We start from the raw sequence: 24,537 nt of genomic DNA, 5'->3' as shown, positions 1-24,537 counted from the left end.
TTATTTATAACAACAAATGATAAACACCCGACTGGAAGGTATAATGAGGCAAGATACCCGAGCGACCCTCCTGAACAGTGCCGAAGACCTTGTTCGACGGCGCGGATTTGACGGTGTCAGTTTTGCAGATCTGGCTGATGGGATCGGCATTCGCAAGGCGTCCATCCACTACCATTTCGCGACCAAAGGAGATTTGTCCTTGGCCCTGATTGACCGCTATCGGGTTGTGTTTCTGGACCGGCTCGCAGCCATTAACGCCAACACGACTTCCGCCTCTGCGCGTTTGCTGGCGTTCCTCGACCTTTATCGTATCGCAGCCGAAGCGGGGCGGTCGCTCTGCCTGTGCGTGGCACTTAGCGTCACGCAACAAGCCTTGCCCGCAGAGACGCGGAACCTCCTGGCGCAGTTTCACCGGGATGTTGCCGCATGGCTGGAAACCGTTTTTCGTCTGGCACAGTCCGACGGCACGGTGCGCGCTGTCACGGACCCAAGAGCCGAGGCGCAGGCGGCTCTGGCACAGGTGGAAGGGGCGCAAATCATGGCGCGTTCCGCCGCTGACCCTGCCCGCTTTGAAGCGGCCATTGATACATTGCGCAATCGTGCCCTCTGAGTGGGTGTCCAGCCCAGCGCGAGAATTGTGATGTGCGTCGCGCATCCCCTTGTGCCAAAGTGGCGAAAACACTGACTTTGGGACGTTTGAATGCAGAAAGAAATTGTGGCGCAGCTCTCGACGCTCGCCGACCGCGCGCCAGCCTATGCACTGGTGGGCGAAGTGGACCTTGTTGTTGTGCGGTTCGACGATGAGGTGTCCGTTTTTTACGGGCGATGCCTGCACCGCGGTGCGCTGATGTCCGACGGGTTTGTGCGTGGCGACAACCTGATTTGCGGATTGCATGATTGGGACTATCGCCTCGACAGCGGCGTATCGGAATATGCCAATGACGAGGCGCTGCCCAAGTTCAAATCCTGGATTGATGGCGACGATATCTGTGTCGACGCGGATGAAATCAACGAGTGGGGCTATGCCAATCCGCAACCTTTCAATCGCGACAGCTATCTGGGCCTTTATGCGGACACCTCCCATGGCACCGCGGAAGAACCCTATGCCGGGTTGATCGCAGGCTATGCAAAAGACGGGCTGAGCAAGACCGGTCATCACGGCGTGGTCGATGCGATGGGCGTGCCACGCCATACGCTGCCGGATTGGGACGACATTCAGTTGATCACGGCGCAATTGCACAAGGCCCCGCTGCTGGACGATGACCCGGTTGGGACCGAAGTTGTCATCGGCCCCAATGCGCAAAAACCCTTGCGCCTCGATATCCCACTGATTGTGTCTGACATGTCCTATGGTGCGCTGTCCGAACCTGCCAAGATTGCCTTGGCCCGAGGAGCCGAGATTGCGGGCACCGGCATTTGTTCGGGAGAGGGCGGCATGCTGCCCGAAGAGCAAGAGGCCAATTCCCGCTATTTCTACGAGCTTGCCTCGGCCCGGTTTGGGTTTTCCTGGGACAAACTGGACAAGGTGCAAGCCTTTCACTTCAAAGGCGGTCAGGGGGCCAAGACCGGCACCGGTGGCCACCTGCCCGGCAACAAGGTGCACGGCAAAATTGCCGAAGTGCGGGGCTTGGACGAAGGGCAAGACGCCATTTCGCCCGCCCGCTTTCCCGACTGGACGGACCCCGCCCAGATCAAGGATTTCGCCGACGAAGTTCGTGATCGCACCGGCGGTATTCCCATCGGTTACAAGCTAAGTGCACAACATATCGAAAAGGACATCGACGCGGCCCTGGCCGTCGGCGTGGATTACATCATTCTCGACGGGCGTGGCGGCGGCACAGGTGCCGCGCCGATCATCTTCCGCGATAATATCTCCGTCCCGACGATCCCTGCGCTGGCGCGGGCGCGGGCGCATCTGGACCGCTTGAACCGGCCTGATGTGAGCCTTGTGATCACTGGCGGCCTGCGTAAACCGGCGGACTTTATCAAGGCACTGGCGCTGGGGGCGGATGCCATCGCCCTGTCGAACTCGGCCATGCAGGCCATTGGCTGCATCGCGATGCGAGCCTGTCACACCAACAACTGTCCGGTGGGTATCGCCAGCCAGAAACCACATCTGGTCAGCCGTCTGGTCATTGAGAAATCGGCCCGCCAACTGGCCAACTTCTTTGAGGCCAGCACCGAGCTGATGCAGGTCATGGCGCGCGCTTGCGGCCACGACCATCTGTCGAAATTCAACCACGATGACCTGACGACCTGGAAAAAAGATATGTCGGAAATCTCGGGCGTAACATTTGGAGGTGTCGCATGACCGATCAACTGGACTGGATCAGCGTGGGCCATACCGGCGACCTGCCCGAGGGACGGGTCAAGTCGGTCACGGCTCGCACCACGTCGATCTGTTTGTCGCATTTCGATGGGCAGTGGGCCGCGATGAACAACCATTGCCCGCATCAACGCGGGCCTCTTGGCGAGGGGTCGATCGAGCGGGGCGAGGATGACAAATGCTGGATCCGCTGCCCCTGGCACGGGTGGGATTTTGACCCGTTGACGGGCAAGCCGCCCGGGGGGCATGAGGACAGCGGACAGGACATTTACCCGGTCAAGATCGAGGGTGACGAGATTTTTGTGGGGCTCGAGCCGGAGCCGCCCCACACCCGAACCGTCAGCGATCAAATGGCTGAAAGCATGGTCAACTGGGGTATCCGCCATGTCTTTGGCATGGTGGGCCATTCGAACCTTGGACTGGCCGACGCCATACGCATGCGTGTTGAGGCAGGCGAGATGAAATATGTAGGCATCCGCCACGAGGGGGCGGCCGCCTTTGCCGCCTCAGCCTATGGCAAGCTAACTGGTAAGCCGGCCGCATGCCTGACCATCGCGGGGCCAGGCGCCACCAACCTGCTGACAGGTCTGTGGGACGCCAAGGTAGACCGCGCGCCGGTTCTGGCGTTGACCGGTCAGGTGCAAACGCAGGTCTTTGGCCCGGGCGCATTTCAGGACATTGATCTTGCCTCGGCCTTTGCAGCGGTCAGCAGGTTCAGCCAGACGGTGCTGAGCACATCGAAGCACTCGGAACTCGTATCGCTGGCGATGAAGAACGCGCTGGTGGAACGGGATGTGTCGCACTTGATCTTCCCCGATGATATGCAGACCAACCCGTCTGATGCACCAGCCAGCACGCCCGACGGGCGTATGGGCGGCGCAGTCGTGAAGCCGTCTGACGCGGATGTGTCTGAGGCCGCCAAGATGATGAGCGCCGCCAAGCGCCCGATTTTTGTCATCGGGCACGGGGCGTGGGATCACGCAGACACGATCGCCAAACTGGCCGAAGACATGGGTGCGCCGGTGCTGACCACGTTCAAAGGCAAGGGGTTGATCGCGGATGATCATCCGAATGCGGCAGGTGTATTGGGCCGGTCGGGCACGCCGATTGCTTCGTGGTTCATGAACGAGGCCGATCTGATCATCTCGCTGGGCACGTCGTTTTCGAACCACACGGGGATCACGCCATCGAAACCCATCATTCAGGTCGATTTTGAGCGGATGCAACTGGGCAAATTCCATCCGGTGGCCCTCCCCATCTGGGGCGAGATTGGCGCGTTTTGCGCGGCAGTCGGACCGCACCTGTCCCGGCCCTCGGATGCGCCCGATCAGGTGGCCGAACTGGCCGAACGCTGGGACATCTGGCGCAGCGAAAAACGGACCCGTATGTCAGAAGAGACAAGCAAGGGCATCCACGCCTTTGCCATCTTTGACGCACTCAGCCGTGTCGCCCCGGCGGACGCGGTGATTGCCGTGGATGTCGGAAACAACACCTATTCCTTCGGACGGTATTTCGAGACCAAGGGCCAGCGGGTTCTGATGTCGGGCTATCTCGGCTCGATCGGCTTTGGGTTTCCGGCGGCCATGGGCGCCTGGGCCGCCTGCCAGGATTTCGAGTGGCTGAAGGGGCGCAAGATCATCTCGATCTCGGGTGATGGCGGCTTTGGGCAATACCCGATGGAACTGACGACGGCTGTAAAGTACGGGATGGATATCACCCATGTGCTCTTGCACAACGGAGAGCTTGGCAAGATTTCCAAGGAGCAGCGTTCCGGCGAATGGCCCGTGTGGGAGACGACCCTGCACAACCCGTCCTTTGCCGCCTTTGCCAAGATTTGCGGGGCGCATGGCGAAAAGGTCGTGAACTCGGATCAGATCGAGGCAGCGTTGCAAAAGGCGCTGGATGTGGATGGCCCGGCCTTGGTCGAGATCATGACCGACGCCGAATTGGTTTGACCGCGCCGCGGCTGAATACCCGCCACAACGGAATATTTGCAGAACGACGACTGGACTAACCCGAGAGGGCAGAGCTGTCTTCCGCCCTAGCCTGTCCGCCCCTGGAAGGTTTGGACAGTGATGCCTGCCGCCTCCAATGTGCGCCGGACAGACGCGGCAATCTCCACCGCTTCGGGCGTGTCGCCATGACAGCAAATGCTGTCGATGGGCGTGTCGATCCGCTTGCCGCTCTCGGTGATGATAGCCTGGGCCTGCACCATGTCGACCATCCGCTGGCCCGCCAGTTCGGCGTCATGGATCACGGCACCCGGCGTGCGGCGATCCACCAAAGTCGCATCATCATTATACGCACGGTCCGCGAAAATTTCGCAAGCAAAGCGGGCACCAAGGCTGCGCGCCGCGCGTTCCTGAGCGGTTGCGGCCAACACCATCAGGATCGCATCCGGATGCGCAGACAGGGCCGCCTCATAACACCCTCGGGCCATGTCTTCGTCCTCGGACGTCATGTTGCCCAGCGCCCCATGCAGTTTCACATGCCGCACCGTCGCGCCCAGCGCATTGGCCATACCAAGCGTCGCCCCGACCTGCACGCGGATCGAGTTTTGCAGCGATTCCAAAGGCATGGTGATACGGCGGCGACCAAACCCCTGGATGTCGTTAAAGCCGGGATGCGATCCGATGCCAACGCCTTGCGCCAGTGCAATGCCCATGGTCTTGGCCATGACGTCGGGGTCCCCCGCATGTGCGCCACAGGCGATATTGGCCGAGGTGACCGTCTCCAACAGAGCCGCATCATCGCCCATTTTCCAGGGGCCAAAGCTTTCGCCCATATCTGCGTTCAGGTCGACCTGCATTGGTTTCATCCTTCGTCCAGGGGGGTGTCTGTGGCGGAGACAACACCGCCAACCAGTTGATAGCTCAGCAAATCCTTGATGTCATGCGGATCGCGGACCAAGGGCGTCACCGATTGCCCCATCCTGCGCAGATCAGCATCGGCGCGCGCTTGAATGGCGGCCCCCTCTGCCAGACTGACAAAGGTAAAGCGCAGAGGCGCGCCCGCTGGGGCCTGTGCCACCCGAGGCAGGTCGCAGGGCAAGACGGTGCCAATGCGTGGATAGCCTCCGGTCGTCTGACACTCTGCCATCAAAACAAAAGGCGTGCCGTCACCAGTGATCTGGATATCGCCAGGCACGATGACCTCGCTCACGATGCTGAGCTGTTTGGGGTTCGAAAAACCATCGCCATCGCTATCAAGCCTTACACCCTGACGGTTTGCACGGGGATCGCGGCGAAAGGCTGTCTCTTCAAAACGGTCGCGTATTGTGGGCTCAAAATCCTCGGTCTGCATGCTCGGAACGATACGCAAGTCTCCACCGCTAAAGCGCGGATCGCGCGCCAGCGTCATGCCCACATCCCGGCCTTTGTCCGGCCCAACCGGCAAGATCATTCCGGCGCTGACCAAGTCCCCCAAACCGACGGATTGGTGCGTGGCCCGCGCACCCAACACCGCGTCCGTGTCAAAGCCTCCGCCGACATGCAGATAACCGTAGGTTCCGTCACGGCTGGGTCCGATCACCAGTTTGGCACCGGCTGGCATCATATGGCTTGCGTTCCACGCAACGGTTTCACCATCAACAGCCACCGTCATGGCCGCACCCGTCAGTGCAATGCGCAGCGGCTCTTTCGCCTCGAATGTGCCACCCGTACCGACCATTTCTAGTACAGCCAAATCAGCGCTTTGCCGCAACAGCGCCGCCCCCTCATACACCGCGCGAAGGTCAGCCGCGCCACCACGCGTCAAGCCTTTGGCCAGGAAACCTGGCCGCCCCATATCCTGTACAGCGACGCCTGGTCCGACCTGATGAACGACCAGGGCCCTCATTCCAGCACCTCGCGGATCGCCGCCCCAGCCCCTTCGTCGTTATGTGCCTCGATGCGCGCCAGTTCTTTGGCGGAGATGTCGGTGAATTGTACTTCATCCCCAGGTGAGAGTGGAAAAGGCGTGCCACCCTTGGGGCGAAAGCAGTGAAAGGCGGATTGGCCAACATGGCGCCAGCCTGTTGGGGTGTCTTTGGCAAAGAGGCAGATTTGGCGCACGGCAGCCACCAACGCGCCAGCAGGCACGTTCGGTGACAGGCCCACCTGGCGCGGAATATCCCAATGCTCACCCAATGTGCCCAGATAGGGTTGCCCCGGCGCAAATCCCAATGTCAGAACGCGCAGCCGCGCCGTCGTCAGTTCCTGCAATGCTGCGGCTTGCGACAACCCTGCCGCCTCTGCCGCTTCGGCCAATTGCGGCGCCCGATCAGAACCAAATACCGCCGGGATCGTCCAGAGTGTCCGGCCAGACGGCAGGCGCGCGTTTGCCCAATCCTGCTCTGCCAAAACGCCTTGCATGCGGTCATGGATCTTGTCGAAGCGATGCGCTGCCAGATCGACACGGAAAAATGCAGAGACCAGCGTGCTGCTGCTTTCCTCAACCTCTGCCCAGTGCTGCGTATCGACGGCGGTGCGAAAGGCGATGGCGGCACGGTTGGCGGCATCTGTGGCCTTTTCGCCAAAGGTCACAAGGACGCCATTCAACCCGACGGATCGGATTTTGGGCTCGAATTTCTGTTGCTCAGACATGCCGCGACCCTAGCGTTTCTACAACCAAGCGCAATCTGTCACCCGCCCTATTTTGGATCGCGCAACCAGCCATCGTCAAAGGCAATGTCAGACACATCTGCCAATCGGCGGACACGGTCCAGCTCTGCCTCAAAAGCTGCGTGCCGTCCTTTGCCCCAGCGCACGCCACGTTCCGGCCAAAGCGCGCGCACGCGCATCACATCGTCACCGCGGAATGCCTTGACGTCCACACGGCCCACGAGCCGATCACCTTCCATCAGGGGAAAAACGTAGTACCCGTATTTGCGCTTTGGCTCGGGCACGAAAATCTCGATCCGATAGTCAAAGCCAAAGAGCCGTTCGGCCCTTTTGCGATCGCGCAAGGCCGGATCAAAGGGGCTGAGAATACGCAGGCGCGACGTTGGTTCAATCCCCAACGCGGGATCATCAGCGATGTCGGGCCAGGCATAGGCCGATCGCGCAACGCCATCGACACCTGTAACCAGCACATCGACAATATCGCCCCGTGCCACAGCGGCGGCGCACCAGGCCTTGGCCTCTACCGGAGTGACATGCGCCCAGAACGCGGCCAATTCGCCATGGGTGGCGAATCCCAAACGGTTCATCGCCTCGCGGCAACACCAATCAATGGTCTCGTCCGTATCGGGTGCATTGGCGGGGTCGGTTACTGACGATTCCAGCACCCGTTCTGTCAGGTCGTAATGCTTTTGAAACCCTTCGCGCTTAACCACGCAGAGCGCGCCACTGCGCCATAAATATTCCAGGGCAGTCTTCGACGGATGCCAATCCCACCAGCCGCCACTGCCGCGCTTTTCGCCCTCGCCGACTTGCGCAGAACACAATGGCCCCCGTTCGCGGATCATGTCGAGTACGGGTTGAAACTGCGCCTCGAATCCGTCGCGCCGCCAATCCCGCCAGCGATTGCGCAGCAACTCGGCGTCACGCGTGCGGCGCAGATGCCAATGCGGATAAAACTTGACTGGAATAACAGCGGCGTCATGTGTCCAGTGTTCGAACAGGACTCTGTCGTGATCATAAAGTCGCTTGAGCGCTTTGGGCCGATACTGCGGTTTGCGCGAAAACAGGATCAGGTCGTGGGCGCGAGCCACGGTATTGATGCTGTCGAGCTGAACAAAGCCCAAGCGTTCGATCAATTGGAGGAGGTCCGCACCCTTTGCTGGACCTCTGGGTGTGTCTGACAACGCATGACGCTCCAGAAAGACGCGCCGCGCCGCCTGATTTGTCAGCGTGAAGGGCGTCACGTCCGCATATTGCGGCGCAACGTGTCGCCGTATGAAATCTTGGGGCTGAGCGTGATGTGCTGGGGGCTTTTTTCTGTGTCGGATTTGGACTGATCCAGAATGATTTCTGCGGCTGCGCGCCCAATCTCAAGCCGACAGGCATCTGTTGTCGCCAGTTGGCGTGGCAAACCTTGCAGCAATTCAACGCCGTTAAAGCCCGCCAAACCAATTTGCCCAGGTACGTCGATGCCTTCGTCCAGAAGGTAAAGCAAGCCTCCGGCGCCGATCATGTCATTGGAATAATAAAGGAAATCAAGATCCGGATTTTCCTTCAACATCGCGGCTGTCATTTCGCGCCCCTTTGCCAAGGCCGATCCGCCCGAATAAAAGTCGCGTGCTTCAATCTCGACACCTGCTTTGGCGAGGCCTTCGGTCAGTCCTTCGAACCGTTTACGCGCTCGGTGGTCCCGGGGCATCGATGTCCCCATAAATCCAATCCGCGAATAGCCTTGCTTGAGGATCGCGCGCGCCATATCAAGGCCCGCCTGGCGATGCGAAATGCCGACCATGTTATCGACGGGCCGCCCGTCCGTGTCCATAATCTCAACCACCGGGATGCCAGCGTTGCGCAGCATCGCCTCAGCTGCATCCGAATGCTCCAGCCCCGCGATTATGACGCCAGATGGGCGCCAGGACAGCATCTCGTAGAGCACCCGCTCTTCTTTGTCGCGCATGTAGTCGGTGACACCAAACACAGGCTGAAGCGGCGTGTTTTCAAGCACTTGGTTGATACCCGTCAGCACCTCTGGAAACACCATGTTGCTAAGCGACGGGATGATAACGGCGACCAGATTGACATGCTGAGAGGCAAGGGAGCCTGCGATCTGGTTGGGCACATAGCCGAGCGTTTTGGCGGCTTCGAGAACCTTCTTTCGCGTCGCTTCCGAGACATCGCCCCGATTGCGCAAAACCCGGCTCACCGTCATTTCGGAAACACCGGAAGCCGCGGAAACATCACGAAGCGTCAGCGGGCGTTGGGTGCGATCGGTCAAAGGCAATCCTCTTTTGAATGGGTGATCTGAGTTACCGACAAAACCGCACGGATTTCAAGCACTGCCGGTCATTTGAGCGGTTTGAAATAGGTGACAATCGGGTTTTGCGTAAGTAGACAAAAGACGCGCGGCCCCGTGGCTCAACTGGATAGAGCAGCCCCCTCCTAAGGGGCAGGTTGCAGGTTCGAATCCTGCCGGGGTCGCCAAAACCGCCTGAAAAATATGGCTTATTTGCAAGGAGTTCTGCCGAAGCGTGCAGAAACGCCCGTTTCGTTTTCCGCCGAATTCTCCGAAAACGACCGAAATCTCGTACAAAACCTGTACAAAATTCGCACGTCCGTGCGGCTTTTGAGGCCATCCGATGAGCTGGCGGGTGGCAAACGCTTGTGCGGAGCGGAAGTTTGGGAGTGCGACGCGCAAGCAGATCATCATGTTTCTGGCGGACAAGGCCTCGGACGATGGCTCCGGCATCTGGTGTTCAAAGGGGACGATCCAGAGGCACACAGAGCTTGGCGGGACCACGGTCAAGAGGACGATCCGGGACTTCCTGAAGGAAGGCATTTTGGTCGAGACAGGTGCGCGTGGATGCAAGAACGGATTCACCGTCGTTTACCGCATCGATCTGGCTCAAATCGAGGCGCTCGAACTCACCGCCGAACCCGATATCGAGACGGGGGCCACAGTGAACCCCGTCCAGACTAGACCCGGAACGGGGGCCACAGTGGCCGGGGTACCGGGGCCACCACGGCCCCCAAACCATCCTAAAACCATCCATAAACCACCTTCGCGCGAGCGCGTGGTGGCCGAGGATGAAGAGGTTGAGAGGATTTTGGCAGCGTATCCGCCCGACCGGTTGCGCGGAAAGACTGAGTGCCTTGGGCGGATCAGGGACATCCTGGACGCCGGGACAGAGGCCGAAGACCTGTTACAGGCCGTGAAGGCCTACGCGACTGAAAGCGCGGACTTCACCCGGTCCAAGGTCTGTTTCTCTGACAACTGGCTCAAGTCGGGACGCTGGCGAGCTTACGTCGAGGACATCACCAAATGCCGCGCCGAGACGAAGGCCAAGGAAGCCGAGATGCTGGTAGGCTTGGCGAATTGGGTCACGGATCGCCACCCTCTTTGCCGCCACATCACGCCCGGCCAGATCGATGCACTATTGGCCGCAGAGCTGGTGACACAGGCCCAAATCCAGGCGGCAGGCCTCAGATCATGAGCACCACCGATCCAACCAAAGCGCAAACAGCAAGGCGACCCATGTCATACGGCTGCGCCGATGACACGGGACCTTGCGAGGGGTGGCACGCCTCCCCTTCGAGCCCCACCGGCGCGCGCAAAGCCCCCGCCCCAAAAGCAGCCAAAGAGCCGCTGACCGAGACCTTCGTCTTCCGCTGCACCGCGTCTGAGAAGGCCCAGCTGCGCGCCAAGGCTGAGGCCGCTGGCCTGCCTGCCTCGACCCTGCTGCGCGAGGCGCTTGGCCTTACTGAGGCGCGCCGCCGCAAGCCCATGCCGAGCGTCGATCCGGCGCTGGTCCTTGCGATCGGACGCATTGGCGGCAACCTCAACCAGATCGCCCGTTGGCTGAACCACGCCATGAAGGTCGGGCGCACCGATCTTGACAGCCTGACCGTTGCGCGCCGCCTCGTGGTGATCGAACGCCAGCTGGCCGCGCTCCTAGATGAGGCGCGGCGGTGCTGATCAAGTTCTTCCCCAACGGCAAAGGCGCGGGCGCAGGGCCGGTCGGGTACCTCGTCGCGGAGCACGTGCTGGCCTATGACGGGAACCGCGACCTGATCCGTGATGCGGACGGTCAGCCGGTTACAGTCACCCGCGATCCTTTGCCCGAGGTGCTACGGGGCAACCCCCAGCGCACCGAAGGCCTAATCGATGCCAGCCGCCATCAGTGGACCTACCGCGCAGGCGTGATCAGCTTTGCCGACACTGACGATCCAACCGAGGACGAGCAAGCCGAGGTCATGGACGGGTTCGAGCGGCTGGCCTTCGCGGGGCTGGACCCCGAGCAATATGAGGTGCTCTGGGTCCGCCATCGCCACGAAGGCCGGGTCGAGCTGCACTTCTGCACCCCGCGCCTGGAGCTGACGACGGGCAAGAGCCTCAACATCGCGCCGCCCGGATATCAGGACGCCTACGACAGTCTTCGGGACGTGATGAACCAGCGCCACGGCTGGGCCGACCCGATGGATGTGGAGCGCGCCCAAGAGGTCCGCGACACGGTCGAAGCCCCAACTCGCGCCCAAGGCCGGGACGAGTTGCACGCCTGGATACAGGACCAGATCGATATGGGGCTGATCACAGACCGCGCGAGCATGGTCGAGGCGCTCACAGACGCGGGCTTCGACCTACCGCGCACCGGCAAGGCCTACATCACGGCCCGCGACCCGGAGACCGGCGAACGCTGGCGGCTGAAAGGAGAGATTTTCCATGAAGACTGGCAAGCCGACCCGGCTGAGCGAGAAGCTGAACGCGGAACTCGACACGGTGCGCGCGGAACACGTCGCCTCGATCTCGTCCCAGCTCAAGAACTTCAGGATCGATTTGAAGAATATTGTGGGCGCCGCGCAGCATACCATCGCGAGCGATACGCGCCGCTTTCAGACCGAGACGGCGAGCATCTTCGAGACGCGGCTGAGATCGATCCGCCTCTGGCTGACGATCTCGCCCTGGCTGATCGCTTTGATGGTGCTGACGGGCATCGCCTCGATGATTGCCGCGAGCTTTTTCTGGACGGTGCATCTGACGCGTTCGGAACTAACGGAACTGGGCCTGACACGGATCGAGCGGCCCGAGGGGACCTGGCTGATCCTGGACCCATCGAAGACGCGGCTCAGGACCTGCACGATGGACGGACGACACGTCACCTGCATCAAGATCGAGGAGGACTAGATGACCCAACTGACAGCCTTGGAACGCGACTTGCTCGCCTGCGTCGAGCGGTTGGTGACGGCCTCAGAGGCCTCCGCGAAGGGCTTGACCGCCTTGGAGACACGCTCGACCAGCAGGATCGAGAAGGAACTGGGTGGCTTGAAAGACTGCGTGACGTTGCTCATTCGCTCACAAGCCGCATCCATGAAGGCCTTGAACGGATTGCTGAACGACGAGTCGAGCTACAAGACGCTGGACGAGAGCTTGCAGCAGAGCTTGACCTTAGCGAGGGCCGCCGCCGAGAGATTGAGGGACAGCTAGACAGCCAGGAGGCGCATGCGGAAAGGGGGTTGAGGCATTGAGGGATGTGTCTGAAAAGCCGGTCGAAGTTGACAACGCAACTATAAGACACAAAAAAGCGCGGCATATTCTGCCGCGCTCACGCGTTCAATTTACGGCCTTGGTTAGATAGCTGTGCCGCCGTCTCCAAGGAAACGATTCTGCCGAGTCATTGTTTTCTCCTTTGCCTGTACAACATGGGCCATTTTGCTCAACCCTGTACACTATATATGGCCACTTAAGCCCAAGGAATCAAGGGCATTTCATCATCGGCCACCAGACTACAAAAACCTTAACGTTCGTTCAACTAGGCGTTCTTCAAAAACAAGAAACAAACTGTCAAGTAACCTTTGACCACATTACCACATAGCCTTGATACGGGAGCATTGGCCGGTTGAAGGTCCAGCGTTTGAAGTCCTCACCACCGTCGGGAGTTTCAGTCAAAGCTCCTCGATGCAGGCTGATAGCCTTGATGTCGAGATCGGACACATAACTATGGACGGAAAAACTACCTTTCAAGGTTGGTGACAGAAAAGTCAGAATCTCATTATCTGACATATCCTTGACCAGTTGTAGCTCTAGTTCAACGCGGACAACACCTCCTCCTTGAACCTTTACTGTTGGGAAGGTGTAGATCGTTTCTGCGCCGCTTGAGCTAGGTTCAACACTGGGAACGGCTGGATCGCATGCGGGCGCTGTTTCGGGACTGTTGTCCTCCTCAGGTTCAGCCTGCCTAACATAAGGATAGGTGTCAGGGATTTCGTTTTTCTCGCCTTTTTCGCTGGTAATGGCCAGTTGAGTAAACTGATTCAGGTCGCCATCAGCGTTGCGTGTGTTGGGCAAGTAAAACCTCTGGTTTGAAGACTTTATGTTCTTCGTCACATTTTTTACTGTGTACGTCTGTTTGACTTTCATAAGAACGATGTCGTCTCTGTCTGCGACCGGCTCTAAGACGATACTCCTGTGATGCTCTTCCCGAATGAAGTCAGCGGTGAAAATCGAGTCCACGACCTCTTCGAACACCGCAGGGTCTACAGCGTTCTTGTAGACACCCTCGAACACGCTTTCTTGAGCCTTGTCGATGGAATCCTGTGTGAGCTTTTCTACACTTTCCTTGAACTCCGCCATTAGCTCTACTTGTTCGTCATTCGATGCTACTTCAACGACAACAATAATAATGAGTGCAATGAACGCCGCAAAGAACAGCTCTTTTGTAACCGCCAGCCAAGTCTTAGGAGATGTCAAAAAGCTTCCGATGGTTTCCGATGAGCCTGCCAGAAAAAGCAGATCAACCGTGACTGCCACGGCGAGGCAAACGAGAGCAAAAACTAATAGTGACAAGAAGGGAACCGACAGCACGACCTTTTTGATCGAATTGGTTTCTGCGCCGTGCGTGGGTTTGCCGTAGACGTGAAAAACGATCATCCCAAAAAAAATTGACAAAACCGTTCCGGCCAAAAGGCCAAATAAAAAAAGCATTGATGCACGACTCCCGGAGTAATTGTACGCACAAATCCAGTTAGATCACGGACGTGATTATGCAGCAACCAACGGTTCAATATCAGAAACGTCGATATCCTTAGCGGCGAGCGCCATGTCATAATTCGTTTGCAAGTTCACCCAGTAGGTTGGAGTCGTGTTGAACACGCGGGCGAGGCGCAGTGCCGTGTCAGGCGTGATCCCGGTCGTGCCCTTGATCAACCGCTCGATCCGCGTCCGAGGCACGCCCAGACGTCGTGCAAGTGCGATAGCCCCAATCTCCAGGGGATCGAGGTAAAGCTCTTTCAGGACTTCACCTGGGTGCATCGGGTCCTCGAGCAAGCTCATCAGCGTATCCTCTCAATGGTAGTCCACAATCTCGACGTCGGCAGGGCCGTTCGGCGTCCAGACAAAGCAGATGCGCCATTGCCCGTTGATCCGCACAGAGTGTTGCCCGGCCCGATCCCCCTTCAGTTCTTCCAGGTGGTTGCCGGGCGGGAACCGCAAATCCTCGACAACCACCGCAGCATCCAGCGCCGAAAGCATCGCCCGCGTGCGCTTCACCAAGTCACCCGGGAAGCCTTTGCCGTACTTGCCTTTGACGGCGAGTTTGCCCTTGGTGCTTTGGATCATGATGAAGATGTATCACTCAGAGATACATGTGTCAACAATTGATACACCGGGCGGCAAGCCGACTTCTGCTGCGGTGGCCGCGAATGTCGTTTTGGCCATGCAGTTCTCCTATGATGAGCCACCAGGTGCGCTGAGCTACAACCCGAACAGCGTTTGTCAGGCTGCTTTCGATTGCACCCGCCTTTGCTTCTCTTAAGTATAGTGCCCCTACAGCCCAGCATAATCGCCGCGGCGGGTAGTTGTATCTTTCACTTGATCCGATCGCCTTGTATCCTCGGAAGGCGCGAGAGTTTTTGTTGGTATTTCAAAGAAAGAATTAGTTAATGGCCAAGCAATCAGCAGCAACCAAACCAACATCGGTAGTAGATCAGTTCGAATCAACCGCACCGGCTGAAGACATCTCACGGCCAACTGAAGAGCTAGTGATTGGGATGGTTGGAGCCGTTGGTGCTGGTGTTTCAAGAAGCGCATTGGAACTAAAGAGCATCTTGGAAACAGACTACGGCTACAGCGTTGAAATATTAAAGGCTAGCGATCTGATCCGCGAAAATGCCGCTAAGACCTCCAAAGGCTCTCCTTCTCTATCGGGCTCAGACAGGATCAAGGACCTACAGGCCGTCGGCACTTATTTAAGGGATAGTTTTGGAGAAGATTACATAGCAGCAAAAGCAATAGAGAAGATCGCGATTCAAAGAAAAGTTGGAGGCGGTTACGACGAAGAAAAGCAAGTGCCGCAACCCAAACGTCTACGCCAAGCAACGATCATCGATTCCTTGAAGCACCCGAAAGAGACAAAACTCTTACGGAGGGTTTACGGTGGAATTTATTGGCAATTCACGGTCTTCGCGCCTGAGGTAGTCCGCGAGGCTCGGCTACGGTCTCAAGGGATTGAGAAGGACGAACTGTCAGGGATTTTTACGAGAGATGAGAACGATAAAGAAGGTGATCATGGTCAGAAAGTTAGCAAAACAGCCTATCTCTCTGACTTCTTCGTCAGAAACGACGGAGAAAATGATACACGTCTAAAGTCCGTGATCGAGCGATATTTAGAGATTGTTTTCAATATCTCTGTGCACACGCCAACTACTGACGAAGCGGGAATGTACGCGGCTGTCTCAGCAGCCAGCAAGTCTGCGTGTCTCTCAAGACAAGTCGGCGCGGCCATTTATTCCGAAGATGGCGAACTGATTAGTGTTGGGTGGAATGATGTACCGAAAGCACTTGGCGGGCTGTATTCTGTTGAGGACGGTGAGGACGACCATCGGTGCTACTTGTGGGGCGGCAAGCTCTGCCACAATGACAGAAAGAAGGAAGAACTATACGAGAAAATTTTCAAGAAGCTCTCGGATAACGGATTGCTTGTAAAGGGCGCTAACAAGAACGGTCTACGGGCTGCACTGATTGAGACACCGGTGAAAGACTTAATTGAGTACAGCCGCTCTATTCACGCTGAAATGGAAGCGATTGTGTCGGCTGGTCGTGCCGGAAAAACCGGTATGGTTGGCGGCACTTTGTACACGACTACATTCCCGTGCCACAACTGTGCTCGCCACATTGTGGCGGCAGGAATAGCGACGGTTTACTACGTTGAACCGTACGCCAAGAGCCTCGCCCTAGATCTCCACAGCGATTCCATAGGTACAACGACTGACGGGAAGAGCAAGAAGGTTGCATTTCTACAGTACGAGGGTGTCGGCCCAGACAGTGTGTTGAAGCTGTTTCACCACGGAATCGAACGTAAGATCGATGGAAGGGCAAGCGTGGCGGACAAGAAAAACGCACTTCCAGTCCTTCCGCCCCCAATGGATGGATTCACAACGCACGAAAAACGCGTTATACATCACATAGAGAGCGTCGAGCAGCGACCGGATGACAAACAGGCGGGATGATAAAGATGGCAAAAAAACAACCTGTACGCCGAGATCAGCCTGAATTCATGTTTGTCTTCAACACGACTCAAGGCAACTGTGAAGGACGCGCTCAAACTACCCAATTGGAGAGTAGTCAGCCTAACCAACGTTCAAACCTTGATGCTGACGAAGCAAAACTGGTCCGGCGAAAACTGATTGATGAACTACGCGAACTTGGATGCTAACCAAAGCATATTTGACCTCATCGCTTCTTAGACCGCTCCAATGATCTGACTAGTGGTTTCCGCACATTCTATTTGACTACACGCAGATGCCTCGAAGTACCTGGGATAGGATGAAGTGTTCGCAGGTCATTTTCTGTCGAGTGTAAAGCGTTGGCCAAGTCAGAAAGGCCGTATCCTAGGTCTTCCAAGTGGAGCCTGATGATTTCAGGTAATACACTGGGTTCCTCTGCCAGAAACTCAAGTTCGGGAGGTTCCGAGCGACGGTATCCCATCGAACTCATTTGCCTCCAAAGATACTGACTTTGGTTAGAAGTTATCGCACCGATAGTCTTTGCCCGAACGAGCAGCGCGGCCATTGATGTCCGCCAAACTGGCTTCAACCCAGCGAGCCGTTGAATTGTAAGACGGCGGCCAGATAGATGCGGGCGGATGTCACGTGCGGGCATCAATAAAGCAGCTGCAAAATCGTTCGCCTCATCCTCCATTTCCGGTGATGGTACGCGGTGCATTACAACATGTCCAAGCTCATGCGCGAGACTGAACCGTTGGCGGTCGGCCGGCTGATTTCGGTTCAGGAAAATGCAGGGAGGCATGTCGGAAATCTGGACAGTGAAGCCATCCACTTTCAAAGCGGCGAAGTCGCAGTGGACAACGATGCATCCAGCCCGTTCTACCCAAGCGACAAGATCCCGGATTGGACCGCTTGGCGCCAGCCAAGTCCGCCGAACAAGTTCTGCGATCTGCTCCGGATCGCCTCCGTATTCGTCAACGTCCAGTCGCGGCAGCGGTAGTTCTGGCTCAAGTTCAGCCGCGTCTAGTAGGCGCCGGATGTGTAAAATTCTGATGTTTAGCTCTGCTTCTAGGCGTTCAATGGCTTTCTGACCAACACTCGCTCGCTTCCGGTATTGAACGCTCATAGGCAACCCAATGACTCGATCGTTCTGGAAAAAGAAGTTTTGAGGAAAACCAAGCGCATCGCTAACGTTTTCAAGAACATCTTCGGTCGGCCCAATGAGGCCATTTTCGAGCTTCGAGATATTTGCCTGTGATACGTGAGAGCGACGCGAAAGTTCGGACTGACTCCATCCACGTGCCTGCCGCGCGATCCGCAGCAGGTCTTGATTAAACTCCCCAGACATTACTTGTCGCGCTTTTTGCGTTCGTCAGATACGCCTTTGAGTTTGACGATCTTGGCAGCGGACCGAACGGGTTCCGGTTCGGGCACGGGCAACGGCGCGACCACACTTTCGGCGTCGAGAAGGCTGTATTCCCAAGTCACGGCATCGCCATTGCGGGCCACAACACAGATGTCGGCAATCGCTGTCTCTAGCTTGTTCAGTTTGTAGACTACTTCGACGCGCTGAACTTCCGGCAGTCCAAACAAGTCTTGATCGTGGTCGTGGAAGGCCATCGCCATTTGGGTGGCCACGTTTGCGGTGCGGCCTGCTTCGTCAGCCTTCTTGAACCGAAAAAGAACCTGATCGTGGATCAGAAATTTCATCGTTTCAGTCGCCTCGATGATGTGAACATTTTCAAAGTTCATCAGTGCGGCGTGCGCCCGGTCGACGATCTGTTCCCAAACGAAGTTTGCTCGGCTGCGCTTGCAACGCCAGACAGCAACATAATCACTGGCCATCCAGTCGTCCCATGCCTCATGAATAGCAGCGACGATCTCGTCGCGAATTTCGTCAATGATCGGCTTGACGACAGCCTGATTCGGAATCGGCATGCTCTGCCCCATATTGGTTTTGGCCAACGTATCGATCCTAATTTACAAAAGCAACCCCAAATTATTCACACAACCATTCAATCTGGGCCGGTGTTGATGCTTTGACTGGCAGCTATGTCTACGTCCACAAGGCCAAGATACCCGTTGGCTAACTGAGCCCTCTCTGTTTCAAAGGTGGCAGCTATAATTCATCACCATCATTGGAGTTTTGGGCAATCGATCTGCCGGCCAAAACCTCGTAGGCAGCTGCCTGTCGGTCGCGTAGTGAACCAGGCTTTGGGGAGCCTTTCCGTATTCTTCTCGCCAACCAAAGAAGTACCCTGGCTTCGATACCAGCAGCTTCAGATGTGTTTGGAGCCGGATACTGCTCTTCAAGAGCAGCCACGATCTCTTGTGACAGGCTGCGCCTATTCAAAGAGGCCATCTCTTCGACCCGGATTTTTAGGTCCGCGGGTATCATCAGCTTGAACTGAATCGGCGTTTTTTCACTCATAGGGCCACCATGGACATAATTTGTCCTTGGATAAACGGACATTTTATGTCCTGATGTTCCAGTAGACTGGAGGGACGTCATGCAAGCCAAACAGTTCAAACTAATCATTCCAGCAGATGTGAAAGCGTGGCTAGAAGCTGAGGCCAAGAAGAACCTTCGTTCACAGAGCGCTCAGATTGTCAGTTGCCTTCGCGCTGAGATGTCCAAGGGGGAACAGGCCCAGACCCCGCAAAGAGGCGCTTGATATGGCTGACAACGCGAAATCGGAATGTTCGCAAATCCTGGCGCAGGGCAAGACGCCCGCCCAATGGGTCGAAGTCATGTCCGGTTTGGGCATCGACATCTCAGAGAGGACATTGCGTGAGCGGGCCAACGACACCGGTGCATTCTACCGTCTTGGGCGGACCATGCTGATCACACCCGCGCAGATCGACAAGATTTTTGAAGGAGGCCAGGCATGCCGCTCCAAATCTACAAGAGGGGTCGCTTCTACTGGGCTAAGGGCTGGGTCGAGTACAACGGCAGGCCAATCGCAGGCCCATACAGGCGAAGCACTAAGGCATCTACAGAAGCAGGCGCACGGGACTGGATAAACCGCGAGACCGAGCTTCAGATACGCCGCCATGTTGTTGGTGATGAACCGAGCAAGACGTTCTCGGATGCAATCATGCTCTACAATGCCTCCCCGAAGACGGCGAAGCAGTTGATCCCGATTGTCGAAGAGATTGGCGACATGCCTTTAGGTGCGATCTCTGGTGCGCTTCTGAAGGGACTTGGCCCTAAACTTAAGCCCAAGGCCTCGACCGATACTTGGTGGCGCGAAATCGTGACGCCAGCGAGTGCGGTCATCAACAACGCGCACGAGTTGGAAGGAACACCGCTGATCCGGGTTAAGCCCTATGACAAATTCGAGCGCATTGCCCAGGATAAGCGGCGAGGAAAAACCAGCCGTGTTGAACGTAAGCCCGCCGACAAGGAATGGATCGAGGCGTTCTGTCGAGCTGCTGATCCATACAACGCCGCTTTGGTCAGGTTCATGTTCGAAACGGCGGCGCGGATCGATCAGGCTGTCTCAATAGAGCCTGACGATCTGCGACCCGCTGAGAACAAGGTTCGAGTGAAAGCACAGAAAGGCCATCCCGAAGGCTGGATCACCGTTTCGCCTCAGATGATGGACGAGCTTCTGGCGCTACCGCCGAAGCGTCCTAAGAACCGCAAGACCGGCAAATTCATGAAGCCGCGTGTTTTCGGTTACGGAAGCTCGACGGGTTACAACACGCGCTGGAAGACGATTTGCAAGAGTGCAGGCATCCCATACCTTTCGGCACATCCGGCAGGAAGGCACGGGTTCTTTACTGAATTGGTGGTCAGACAGGGAGTCGATCCAGTCACCGCAGCCAAGGCTGGCCGCTGGTCAGACCCCAATTTGCCCATGCGCATCTATGCTCATGCCGAGACGGATGAGGCCGATGTCAGGGCTCGTTTTCGTACAAACCATGTACAGACGGACGCTGTACAAACACCCAAGAATAAGAAATCACAGAAGGAATAGCGCTATGAACGGTTCCCTCCTAAGGGGCAGGTTGCAGGTTCGAATCCTGCCGGGGTCGCCAAAATCATCAGTAGAGCGCTCAAATTTTCCGTGGACAGGTTGAGTTTGTACGATGAAATCACTGAAGGGGCCGGGTCACACGCGACCAAGTTCAGATATCGCTAGCGGCACGATATCAACAGGCTCCGCGGAGGTCGGTCCGAGCTCACGTTCGAAACTCTTGTTGAGATCGGATGAGATGCAATTCGACAGCCATCCATTAGATAGACAATCAATGGATGCAAGTCAGATTTTTGGTGAAGTATCGTCAGAGAGATACATGTAGAGGATTTTTTAGGTTTGGCAGTGACCTACTCTCCCACGCCTTAAGACGCAGTACCATCGGCGCAACAGCACTTAACTGCCGGGTTCGGGATGGGACCGGGTGTTTTGCTTGCGCTATGACCACCAAACCGAAAAAATCCTCTATTCCTCAACAATTGTTGTCCAAGCCGTGTACGACTTTCAGTCTGTGTATGCTTTTGATTTATCGGTCATTGCGAGAAATCTCGCTTTTACTGGATCAAATCAAGCCTATCGAGCAATTAGTACCAGTCAACTGAATGCATTACTGCACTTACATCTCTGGCCTATCGACGAGGTGGTCTACCTCGGCTCTCAGGGATACCTTGTTTTGAGGGGGGCTTCCCGCTTAGATGCCTTCAGCGGTTATCCTGTCCGATCATAGCTACCCAGCACTGCCGTTGGCACGACAACTGGTCCACCAGTGGATCGTTCACCCCGGTCCTCTCGTACTAGGGGCAACTCCTCTCAAGTATCCTACACCCACGGAAGATAGGGACCGAACTGTCTCACGACGTTCTAAACCCAGCTCACGTACCTCTTTAAACGGCGAACAGCCGTACCCTTGGGACCTGCTCCAGCCCCAGGATGAGATGAGCCGACATCGAGGTGCCAAACACTGCCGTCGATATGGACTCTTGGGCAGTATCAGCCTGTTATCCCCGGCGTACCTTTTATCCGTTGAGCGATGGCCCTTCCACTCGGGACCACCGGATCACTATGGCCGTCTTTCGACTCTGCTCGACTTGTCAGTCTCGCAGTCAGGCTGGCTTCTGCCATTGCACTCAACGAGCGATTTCCGACCGCTCTGAGCCAACCTTCGCGCGCCTCCGTTACGCTTTAGGAGGCGACCGCCCCAGTCAAACTACCCGCCACACAGGGTCCCGGATCCGGATAACGGACCGCGGTTAGACATCAAGCAAAGCAAGGGTGGTATCTCAAGGGAGGCTCCACAAAGACTAGCGTCTCTGCTTCAAAGCCCACCACCTATCCTGCACATGCTTGGCCTGATGCCAGTGTGAAGCTGTAGTAAAGGTGCACGGGGTCTTTCCGTCTAACCGCGGGAAACCTGCATCTTGACAGGTAATTCAATTTCGCTGAGTCTATGTTGGAGACAGCGGGGAAGTCGTTACGCCATTCGTGCAGGTCGGAACTTACCCGACAAGGAATTTCGCTACCTTAGGACCGTTATAGTTACGGCCGCCGTTTACCTGGGCTTCAATTCAGAGCTCTCACCCCTCCTTTTAACCTTCAGGCACCGGGCAGGCGTCAGACCCTATACGTCGTCTTGCGACTTCGCAGAGCCCTGTGTTTTTAATAAACAGTCGCCACCCCCTGGTTTGTGCCCCCAGCCCCTAGTTGCCTAGGAACCGGGCCTCCTTCTCGCGAACTTACGGAGGTATTTTGCCGAGTTCCTTCAACATAGTTCTCTCAAGCGCCTTGGTATTCTCTACCAGTCCACCTGTGTCGGTTTAGGGTACGATCTTATAGGAGGGCTATTTCCAGGAACCTCTAAGCAGCCCATTCAATCCAATAAGGATGAACTACCCTCGAGATCCGTCACCACTCCACGGCCCAGGAATATTAACCTGGTTCCCATCGACTACGCCTTTCGGCCTCGCCTTAGGGGTCGGCTTACCCTGCTCAGATTAGCTTTAAGCAGGAACCCTTGGACTTTCGGCGAGAGTGTCTCTCACACTCTTTGTCGCTACTCATGTCATCATTCTCACTAGTGATCTCTCCACCGGATCGCTCACGCGCCGACTTCACAGAAAACTCCTCGTCTCCAATCCCACCGAAGTGGGTAAGGAGACATGGAGTTATGTCACACTACGCTCTGCTACCATGCACTATGTGCATCCTAAGCTTCGGCTCATGGCTTGAGCCCCGTTACATCTTCGCCGCAGGACAACTTATTTAGACCAGTGAGCTGTTACGCTATCTTTAAAGGATGGCTGCTTCTAAGCCAACCTCCTGGTTGTTTTGGTCGTCCCACCTGCTTTCCCACTTAGCCATGAATTAGGGGCCTTAGCTGTAGGTCAGGGTTGTTTCCCTCTTCACGACGGACGTTAGCATTCGCCGTGTGTCTGCCATCTAGTACTCCCCGGTATTCGGAGTTTGGTTAGGATCAGTAAGCCTGTGGGGCCCCATTACCCATCCAGTGCTCTACCCCCGGGGGTATTCGGATGACGCTCTACCTAAATAGATTTCGCAGAGAACCAGCTATCTCCGAGTTTGATTGGCCTTTCACCCCTAGGCACAGCTCATCCCGATCCTTTTCAACGGATGTGGGTTCGGTCCTCCAGTACATGTTACTGTACCTTCAACCTGGCCATGCCTAGATCACTCGGTTTCGGGTCTGATCCACCTAACTCATTCGCCCTATTAAGACTCGCTTTCGCTGCGCCTACACCTAACGGCTTAAGCTTGCTAGATAGACCAAGTCGATGACCCATTATACAAAAGGTACGCTGTCAGGCCGCAAGGACCCTCCAACTGATTGTAGGCGTTCGGTTTCAGGTACTGTTTCACTCCCCTCGTCGGGGTGCTTTTCACCTTTCCCTCACGGTACTGGTTCACTATCGGTCAGTAAGGAGTACTTAGCCTTCGAAGGTGGTCCTCCGATCTTCAGACAGAATTTCACGTGTTCCGCCCTACTTAATACGTCCAATCGTGCTTCCTATACGGGGCTGTCACCCGCTATGGCCGACCTTTCCAGGTCGTTCTAGTCACATTCATGGCTCGGCTGGTCCCCGTTCGCTCGCCGCTACTAGGGGAGTATCAATTGATTTCCTTTCCTCCGGGTACTTAGATGTTTCAGTTCCCCGGGTTTGCTCTTAAAACCCTATGTATTCAGGTTAAAAGTACCTGTTTCAGCGACATATTGAGTGCTTGCGCAACAATATGAAACTGTCAGGTGGGTTGCCCCATTCAGAGATCCATGGATCAAAGCTTATTCTCAGCTCCCCATGGCTTATCGCAGAGTATCACGTCTTTCATCGCCTCTTACTGCCAAGGCATTCACCAAACGCCCTTTTCGCGCTTGATTTGATCCAGAAAAAGAAAGACTTGCGTCTAACGCGGATGCACAGCTGGTAACTAAATGCATCCATTCTTCCGGTATCAAAAGCATACTTTCCCGCCAGCATGTTTGTGGCATGCTGACAATTGAGCAGTCACCATTGTCCGTAATCCGTGCGGGATACGAACGATGCTGCTCTGGTTAGTGTACTTGACTTGGACAACTCTGTTTGTTTCAGCAGGGATACGTCAGATCGAACGAGGAAGCATTCGATGAGTCGCCTTCTTTATCTGCCTTTCGCCTTGCGGCTACTAAACAAGATGCAGAACCAAACTGAGATCATCGCCACACTCGGCGAGATCAAACAGTGTTGATTGTTACTTGGAGATTTCTCTCAAAGTAACTTGTATCTCTCTATACGATGTCAATTGGATTGATCTCGGATCAATCAAAGCGTCCAGATTGGACGAGTAAAAGCGCGGTAGCGCTCTTACTGATCTAATCCATCAGTTGTCTTTGAACCAGTCGGGCAGTTCGGTGCGGCAGATGTAAGGTATGCCAGGTGACCGCAGCACGCCGTCATCTTCACTGAATTTCATGTCCGTTAGGATTTCTATTCGAGCCTGTTCGATGGCTTCGTCCCAAGCTGTTAGCTTCATACCAGAGGCAGTTTCGAAAAAGCGTCTCGCATGGCTTTCAGCTTTGCGCCAACCCAACCCGGGCATGCCGGGCAGATCACTGCGCGCTAATGATTTCCGCGTTTCGTTT

At 56.3% G+C, this 24,537-nt stretch carries 21 protein-coding genes, 1 tRNA gene and 2 rRNA genes (1 of these 24 running past the window's edge); 10 read left to right on the top strand and 14 right to left on the bottom strand.

The window, feature by feature from the left end:
• The first annotated feature begins 43 nt into the window (after positions 1 to 43).
• The 3 genes from Q1A44_RS04145 to Q1A44_RS04135 all read left to right on the top strand — a co-directional run bounded on the left by Q1A44_RS04145 (position 44) and on the right by Q1A44_RS04135 (position 4,281).
• Positions 44 to 610 carry a TetR/AcrR family transcriptional regulator gene (locus Q1A44_RS04145; protein ID WP_299620079.1) on the top strand — a complete coding sequence of 189 codons (567 nt, stop codon included), beginning with the start codon at positions 44 to 46 and terminating at the stop codon, positions 608 to 610.
• A gap of 90 nt (positions 611 to 700) precedes the next feature.
• On the top strand, positions 701 to 2,311 hold the full coding sequence (locus Q1A44_RS04140; protein ID WP_299620076.1) for a glutamate synthase-related protein: 1,611 nt from the start codon (positions 701 to 703) through the stop codon (positions 2,309 to 2,311).
• On the top strand, positions 2,308 to 4,281 hold the full coding sequence (locus Q1A44_RS04135; RefSeq protein WP_299620073.1) for a thiamine pyrophosphate-binding protein: 1,974 nt from the start codon (positions 2,308 to 2,310) through the stop codon (positions 4,279 to 4,281). Before Q1A44_RS04140 ends, Q1A44_RS04135 begins: the two co-directional genes overlap by 4 nt.
• Positions 4,282 to 4,367: 86 nt before the next feature.
• Here the strand turns inward: Q1A44_RS04135 and Q1A44_RS04130 are convergent, their stop codons facing one another.
• The 5 genes from Q1A44_RS04130 to Q1A44_RS04110 are packed head-to-tail and all read right to left on the bottom strand — an operon-like array spanning position 4,368 to position 9,202.
• On the bottom strand, positions 4,368 to 5,144 hold the full coding sequence (locus Q1A44_RS04130; protein ID WP_299620070.1) for a 5-oxoprolinase subunit PxpA: 777 nt from the start codon (positions 5,142 to 5,144) through the stop codon (positions 4,368 to 4,370).
• Positions 5,141 to 6,163, bottom strand: coding sequence for an urea amidolyase (locus Q1A44_RS04125; RefSeq protein WP_299620067.1), 1,023 nt, complete (start codon positions 6,161 to 6,163; stop codon positions 5,141 to 5,143). Before Q1A44_RS04125 ends, Q1A44_RS04130 begins: the two co-directional genes overlap by 4 nt.
• A complete protein-coding gene (locus Q1A44_RS04120; protein WP_299620064.1) occupies positions 6,160 to 6,909 on the bottom strand; it encodes a carboxyltransferase domain-containing protein in 750 nt (249 codons plus the stop codon). The genes Q1A44_RS04125 and Q1A44_RS04120 overlap by 4 nt, the downstream gene beginning before the upstream one ends.
• A 47-nt stretch (positions 6,910 to 6,956) precedes the next feature.
• Positions 6,957 to 8,171, bottom strand: a complete 1,215-nt coding sequence (locus Q1A44_RS04115) for a crosslink repair DNA glycosylase YcaQ family protein (protein ID WP_299620061.1) — start codon at positions 8,169 to 8,171, stop codon at positions 6,957 to 6,959.
• A complete protein-coding gene (locus Q1A44_RS04110) occupies positions 8,168 to 9,202 on the bottom strand; it encodes a LacI family DNA-binding transcriptional regulator (protein WP_299620057.1) in 1,035 nt (344 codons plus the stop codon). Before Q1A44_RS04110 ends, Q1A44_RS04115 begins: the two co-directional genes overlap by 4 nt.
• A 129-nt stretch (positions 9,203 to 9,331) precedes the next feature.
• On the opposite strand from Q1A44_RS04110, the gene Q1A44_RS04105 reads away from it, so the two are divergent.
• The 4 genes from Q1A44_RS04105 (at position 9,332) to Q1A44_RS04090 (ending at position 12,447) form a co-directional block, all read left to right on the top strand.
• Positions 9,332 to 9,408 (top strand) — tRNA-Arg (locus Q1A44_RS04105).
• A gap of 155 nt (positions 9,409 to 9,563) precedes the next feature.
• Positions 9,564 to 10,418, top strand: a complete 855-nt coding sequence (locus Q1A44_RS04100; RefSeq protein WP_299620054.1) for a hypothetical protein — start codon at positions 9,564 to 9,566, stop codon at positions 10,416 to 10,418.
• Positions 10,419 to 10,459: 41 nt separating this feature from the next.
• Positions 10,460 to 10,900, top strand: coding sequence for a plasmid mobilization relaxosome protein MobC (mobC, locus tag Q1A44_RS04095; protein ID WP_299620051.1), 441 nt, complete (start codon positions 10,460 to 10,462; stop codon positions 10,898 to 10,900).
• A complete protein-coding gene (locus Q1A44_RS04090) occupies positions 10,894 to 12,447 on the top strand; it encodes a relaxase/mobilization nuclease domain-containing protein (protein ID WP_299620048.1) in 1,554 nt (517 codons plus the stop codon). Before mobC ends, Q1A44_RS04090 begins: the two co-directional genes overlap by 7 nt.
• 316 nt (positions 12,448 to 12,763) lie before the next feature.
• Here Q1A44_RS04090 and Q1A44_RS04085 read toward each other — a convergent pair whose 3' ends face one another.
• From Q1A44_RS04085 to Q1A44_RS04075, 3 genes are read right to left on the bottom strand one after another with little or no spacing between them, the layout of a single operon-like run.
• A complete protein-coding gene (locus Q1A44_RS04085; protein WP_299620045.1) occupies positions 12,764 to 13,903 on the bottom strand; it encodes a hypothetical protein in 1,140 nt (379 codons plus the stop codon).
• Positions 13,904 to 13,960: 57 nt separating this feature from the next.
• The gene (locus Q1A44_RS04080; protein WP_299620042.1) at positions 13,961 to 14,251 is read right to left on the bottom strand and encodes a HigA family addiction module antitoxin; all 291 of its coding nucleotides are present in this window, start codon (positions 14,249 to 14,251) and stop codon (positions 13,961 to 13,963) included.
• 12 nt (positions 14,252 to 14,263) lie between these two features.
• Positions 14,264 to 14,536 (bottom strand): type II toxin-antitoxin system RelE/ParE family toxin, encoded by a 273-nt coding sequence (locus Q1A44_RS04075; RefSeq protein WP_299620039.1) that lies wholly within the window; start codon positions 14,534 to 14,536, stop codon positions 14,264 to 14,266.
• Between Q1A44_RS04075 and Q1A44_RS04070 the strand changes: the two genes are divergently transcribed.
• A complete protein-coding gene (locus Q1A44_RS04070) occupies positions 14,535 to 14,732 on the top strand; it encodes a hypothetical protein (protein WP_299620036.1) in 198 nt (65 codons plus the stop codon). The two genes, Q1A44_RS04075 and Q1A44_RS04070, sit on opposite strands and share 2 nt — an antisense overlap.
• A gap of 127 nt (positions 14,733 to 14,859) precedes the next feature.
• Complete coding sequence (locus Q1A44_RS04065; protein WP_299620033.1) at positions 14,860 to 16,425, top strand: anti-phage dCTP deaminase; 1,566 nt, start codon at positions 14,860 to 14,862, stop codon at positions 16,423 to 16,425.
• Between the two features lie 274 nt (positions 16,426 to 16,699).
• Here Q1A44_RS04065 and Q1A44_RS04060 read toward each other — a convergent pair whose 3' ends face one another.
• From Q1A44_RS04060 to Q1A44_RS04050, 3 genes are all read right to left on the bottom strand, one after another.
• A complete protein-coding gene (locus Q1A44_RS04060) occupies positions 16,700 to 17,770 on the bottom strand; it encodes an XRE family transcriptional regulator (protein ID WP_299620030.1) in 1,071 nt (356 codons plus the stop codon).
• Positions 17,770 to 18,387, bottom strand: a complete 618-nt coding sequence (locus Q1A44_RS04055) for a hypothetical protein (RefSeq protein ID WP_299620027.1) — start codon at positions 18,385 to 18,387, stop codon at positions 17,770 to 17,772. The genes Q1A44_RS04060 and Q1A44_RS04055 overlap by 1 nt, the downstream gene beginning before the upstream one ends.
• Before the next feature lie 154 nt (positions 18,388 to 18,541).
• Complete coding sequence (locus Q1A44_RS04050) at positions 18,542 to 18,853, bottom strand: hypothetical protein (RefSeq protein ID WP_299620024.1); 312 nt, start codon at positions 18,851 to 18,853, stop codon at positions 18,542 to 18,544.
• Between the two features lie 457 nt (positions 18,854 to 19,310).
• Between Q1A44_RS04050 and Q1A44_RS04045 the strand changes: the two genes are divergently transcribed.
• Positions 19,311 to 20,405, top strand: a complete 1,095-nt coding sequence (locus tag Q1A44_RS04045; protein ID WP_299620021.1) for a tyrosine-type recombinase/integrase — start codon at positions 19,311 to 19,313, stop codon at positions 20,403 to 20,405.
• A gap of 337 nt (positions 20,406 to 20,742) precedes the next feature.
• On the opposite strand, the gene rrf is transcribed toward Q1A44_RS04045, so the two are convergent.
• The 3 genes from rrf to Q1A44_RS04030 form a co-directional block, all read right to left on the bottom strand.
• A 5S ribosomal RNA gene (gene rrf, locus Q1A44_RS04040) occupies positions 20,743 to 20,857 on the bottom strand.
• A gap of 111 nt (positions 20,858 to 20,968) precedes the next feature.
• A 23S ribosomal RNA gene (locus Q1A44_RS04035) occupies positions 20,969 to 23,796 on the bottom strand.
• Between the two features lie 479 nt (positions 23,797 to 24,275).
• Positions 24,276 to 24,537: the final stretch of a glycosyltransferase family 2 protein gene (locus tag Q1A44_RS04030; protein ID WP_299620018.1), read on the bottom strand. It continues 641 nt past the right edge of the window; 262 of the gene's 903 nt are visible here — the last part of the coding sequence; the start codon falls outside the window, past its right edge — the gene reads right to left on this strand; the stop codon is at positions 24,276 to 24,278.

Origin of the sequence: uncultured Tateyamaria sp., assembly GCF_947503705.1 — a bacterium.
Classification (GTDB): Bacteria; Pseudomonadota; Alphaproteobacteria; order Rhodobacterales; family Rhodobacteraceae; genus Tateyamaria.
This window is presented reverse-complemented; position numbering and strand designations above follow the sequence as displayed.

Excerpts from the sequence above, each read along its gene's own strand:
- Q1A44_RS04050 (WP_299620024.1), bottom strand. The coding sequence starts at position 18,853 with ATGAGTGAAAAAACGCCGATTCAGTTCAAGCTGATGATACCCGCGGAC.
- Q1A44_RS04065 (WP_299620033.1), top strand. The coding sequence starts at position 14,860 with ATGGCCAAGCAATCAGCAGCAACCAAACCAACATCGGTAGTAGATCAG.
- Q1A44_RS04075 (WP_299620039.1), bottom strand. The coding sequence starts at position 14,536 with ATGATCCAAAGCACCAAGGGCAAACTCGCCGTCAAAGGCAAGTACGGC.
- Q1A44_RS04145 (WP_299620079.1), top strand. The coding sequence starts at position 44 with ATGAGGCAAGATACCCGAGCGACCCTCCTGAACAGTGCCGAAGACCTT.
- Q1A44_RS04100 (WP_299620054.1), top strand. The coding sequence starts at position 9,564 with ATGAGCTGGCGGGTGGCAAACGCTTGTGCGGAGCGGAAGTTTGGGAGT.
- Q1A44_RS04130 (WP_299620070.1), bottom strand. The coding sequence starts at position 5,144 with ATGAAACCAATGCAGGTCGACCTGAACGCAGATATGGGCGAAAGCTTT.
- Q1A44_RS04060 (WP_299620030.1), bottom strand. The coding sequence starts at position 17,770 with ATGTCTGGGGAGTTTAATCAAGACCTGCTGCGGATCGCGCGGCAGGCA.
- Q1A44_RS04140 (WP_299620076.1), top strand. The coding sequence starts at position 701 with ATGCAGAAAGAAATTGTGGCGCAGCTCTCGACGCTCGCCGACCGCGCG.
- Q1A44_RS04070 (WP_299620036.1), top strand. The coding sequence starts at position 14,535 with ATGATGAAGATGTATCACTCAGAGATACATGTGTCAACAATTGATACA.
- Q1A44_RS04135 (WP_299620073.1), top strand. The coding sequence starts at position 2,308 with ATGACCGATCAACTGGACTGGATCAGCGTGGGCCATACCGGCGACCTG.
- Q1A44_RS04125 (WP_299620067.1), bottom strand. The coding sequence starts at position 6,163 with ATGAGGGCCCTGGTCGTTCATCAGGTCGGACCAGGCGTCGCTGTACAG.
- Q1A44_RS04120 (WP_299620064.1), bottom strand. The coding sequence starts at position 6,909 with ATGTCTGAGCAACAGAAATTCGAGCCCAAAATCCGATCCGTCGGGTTG.
- Q1A44_RS04045 (WP_299620021.1), top strand. The coding sequence starts at position 19,311 with ATGCCGCTCCAAATCTACAAGAGGGGTCGCTTCTACTGGGCTAAGGGC.
- Q1A44_RS04085 (WP_299620045.1), bottom strand. The coding sequence starts at position 13,903 with ATGCTTTTTTTATTTGGCCTTTTGGCCGGAACGGTTTTGTCAATTTTT.
- mobC (WP_299620051.1), top strand. The coding sequence starts at position 10,460 with ATGTCATACGGCTGCGCCGATGACACGGGACCTTGCGAGGGGTGGCAC.
- Q1A44_RS04080 (WP_299620042.1), bottom strand. The coding sequence starts at position 14,251 with ATGAGCTTGCTCGAGGACCCGATGCACCCAGGTGAAGTCCTGAAAGAG.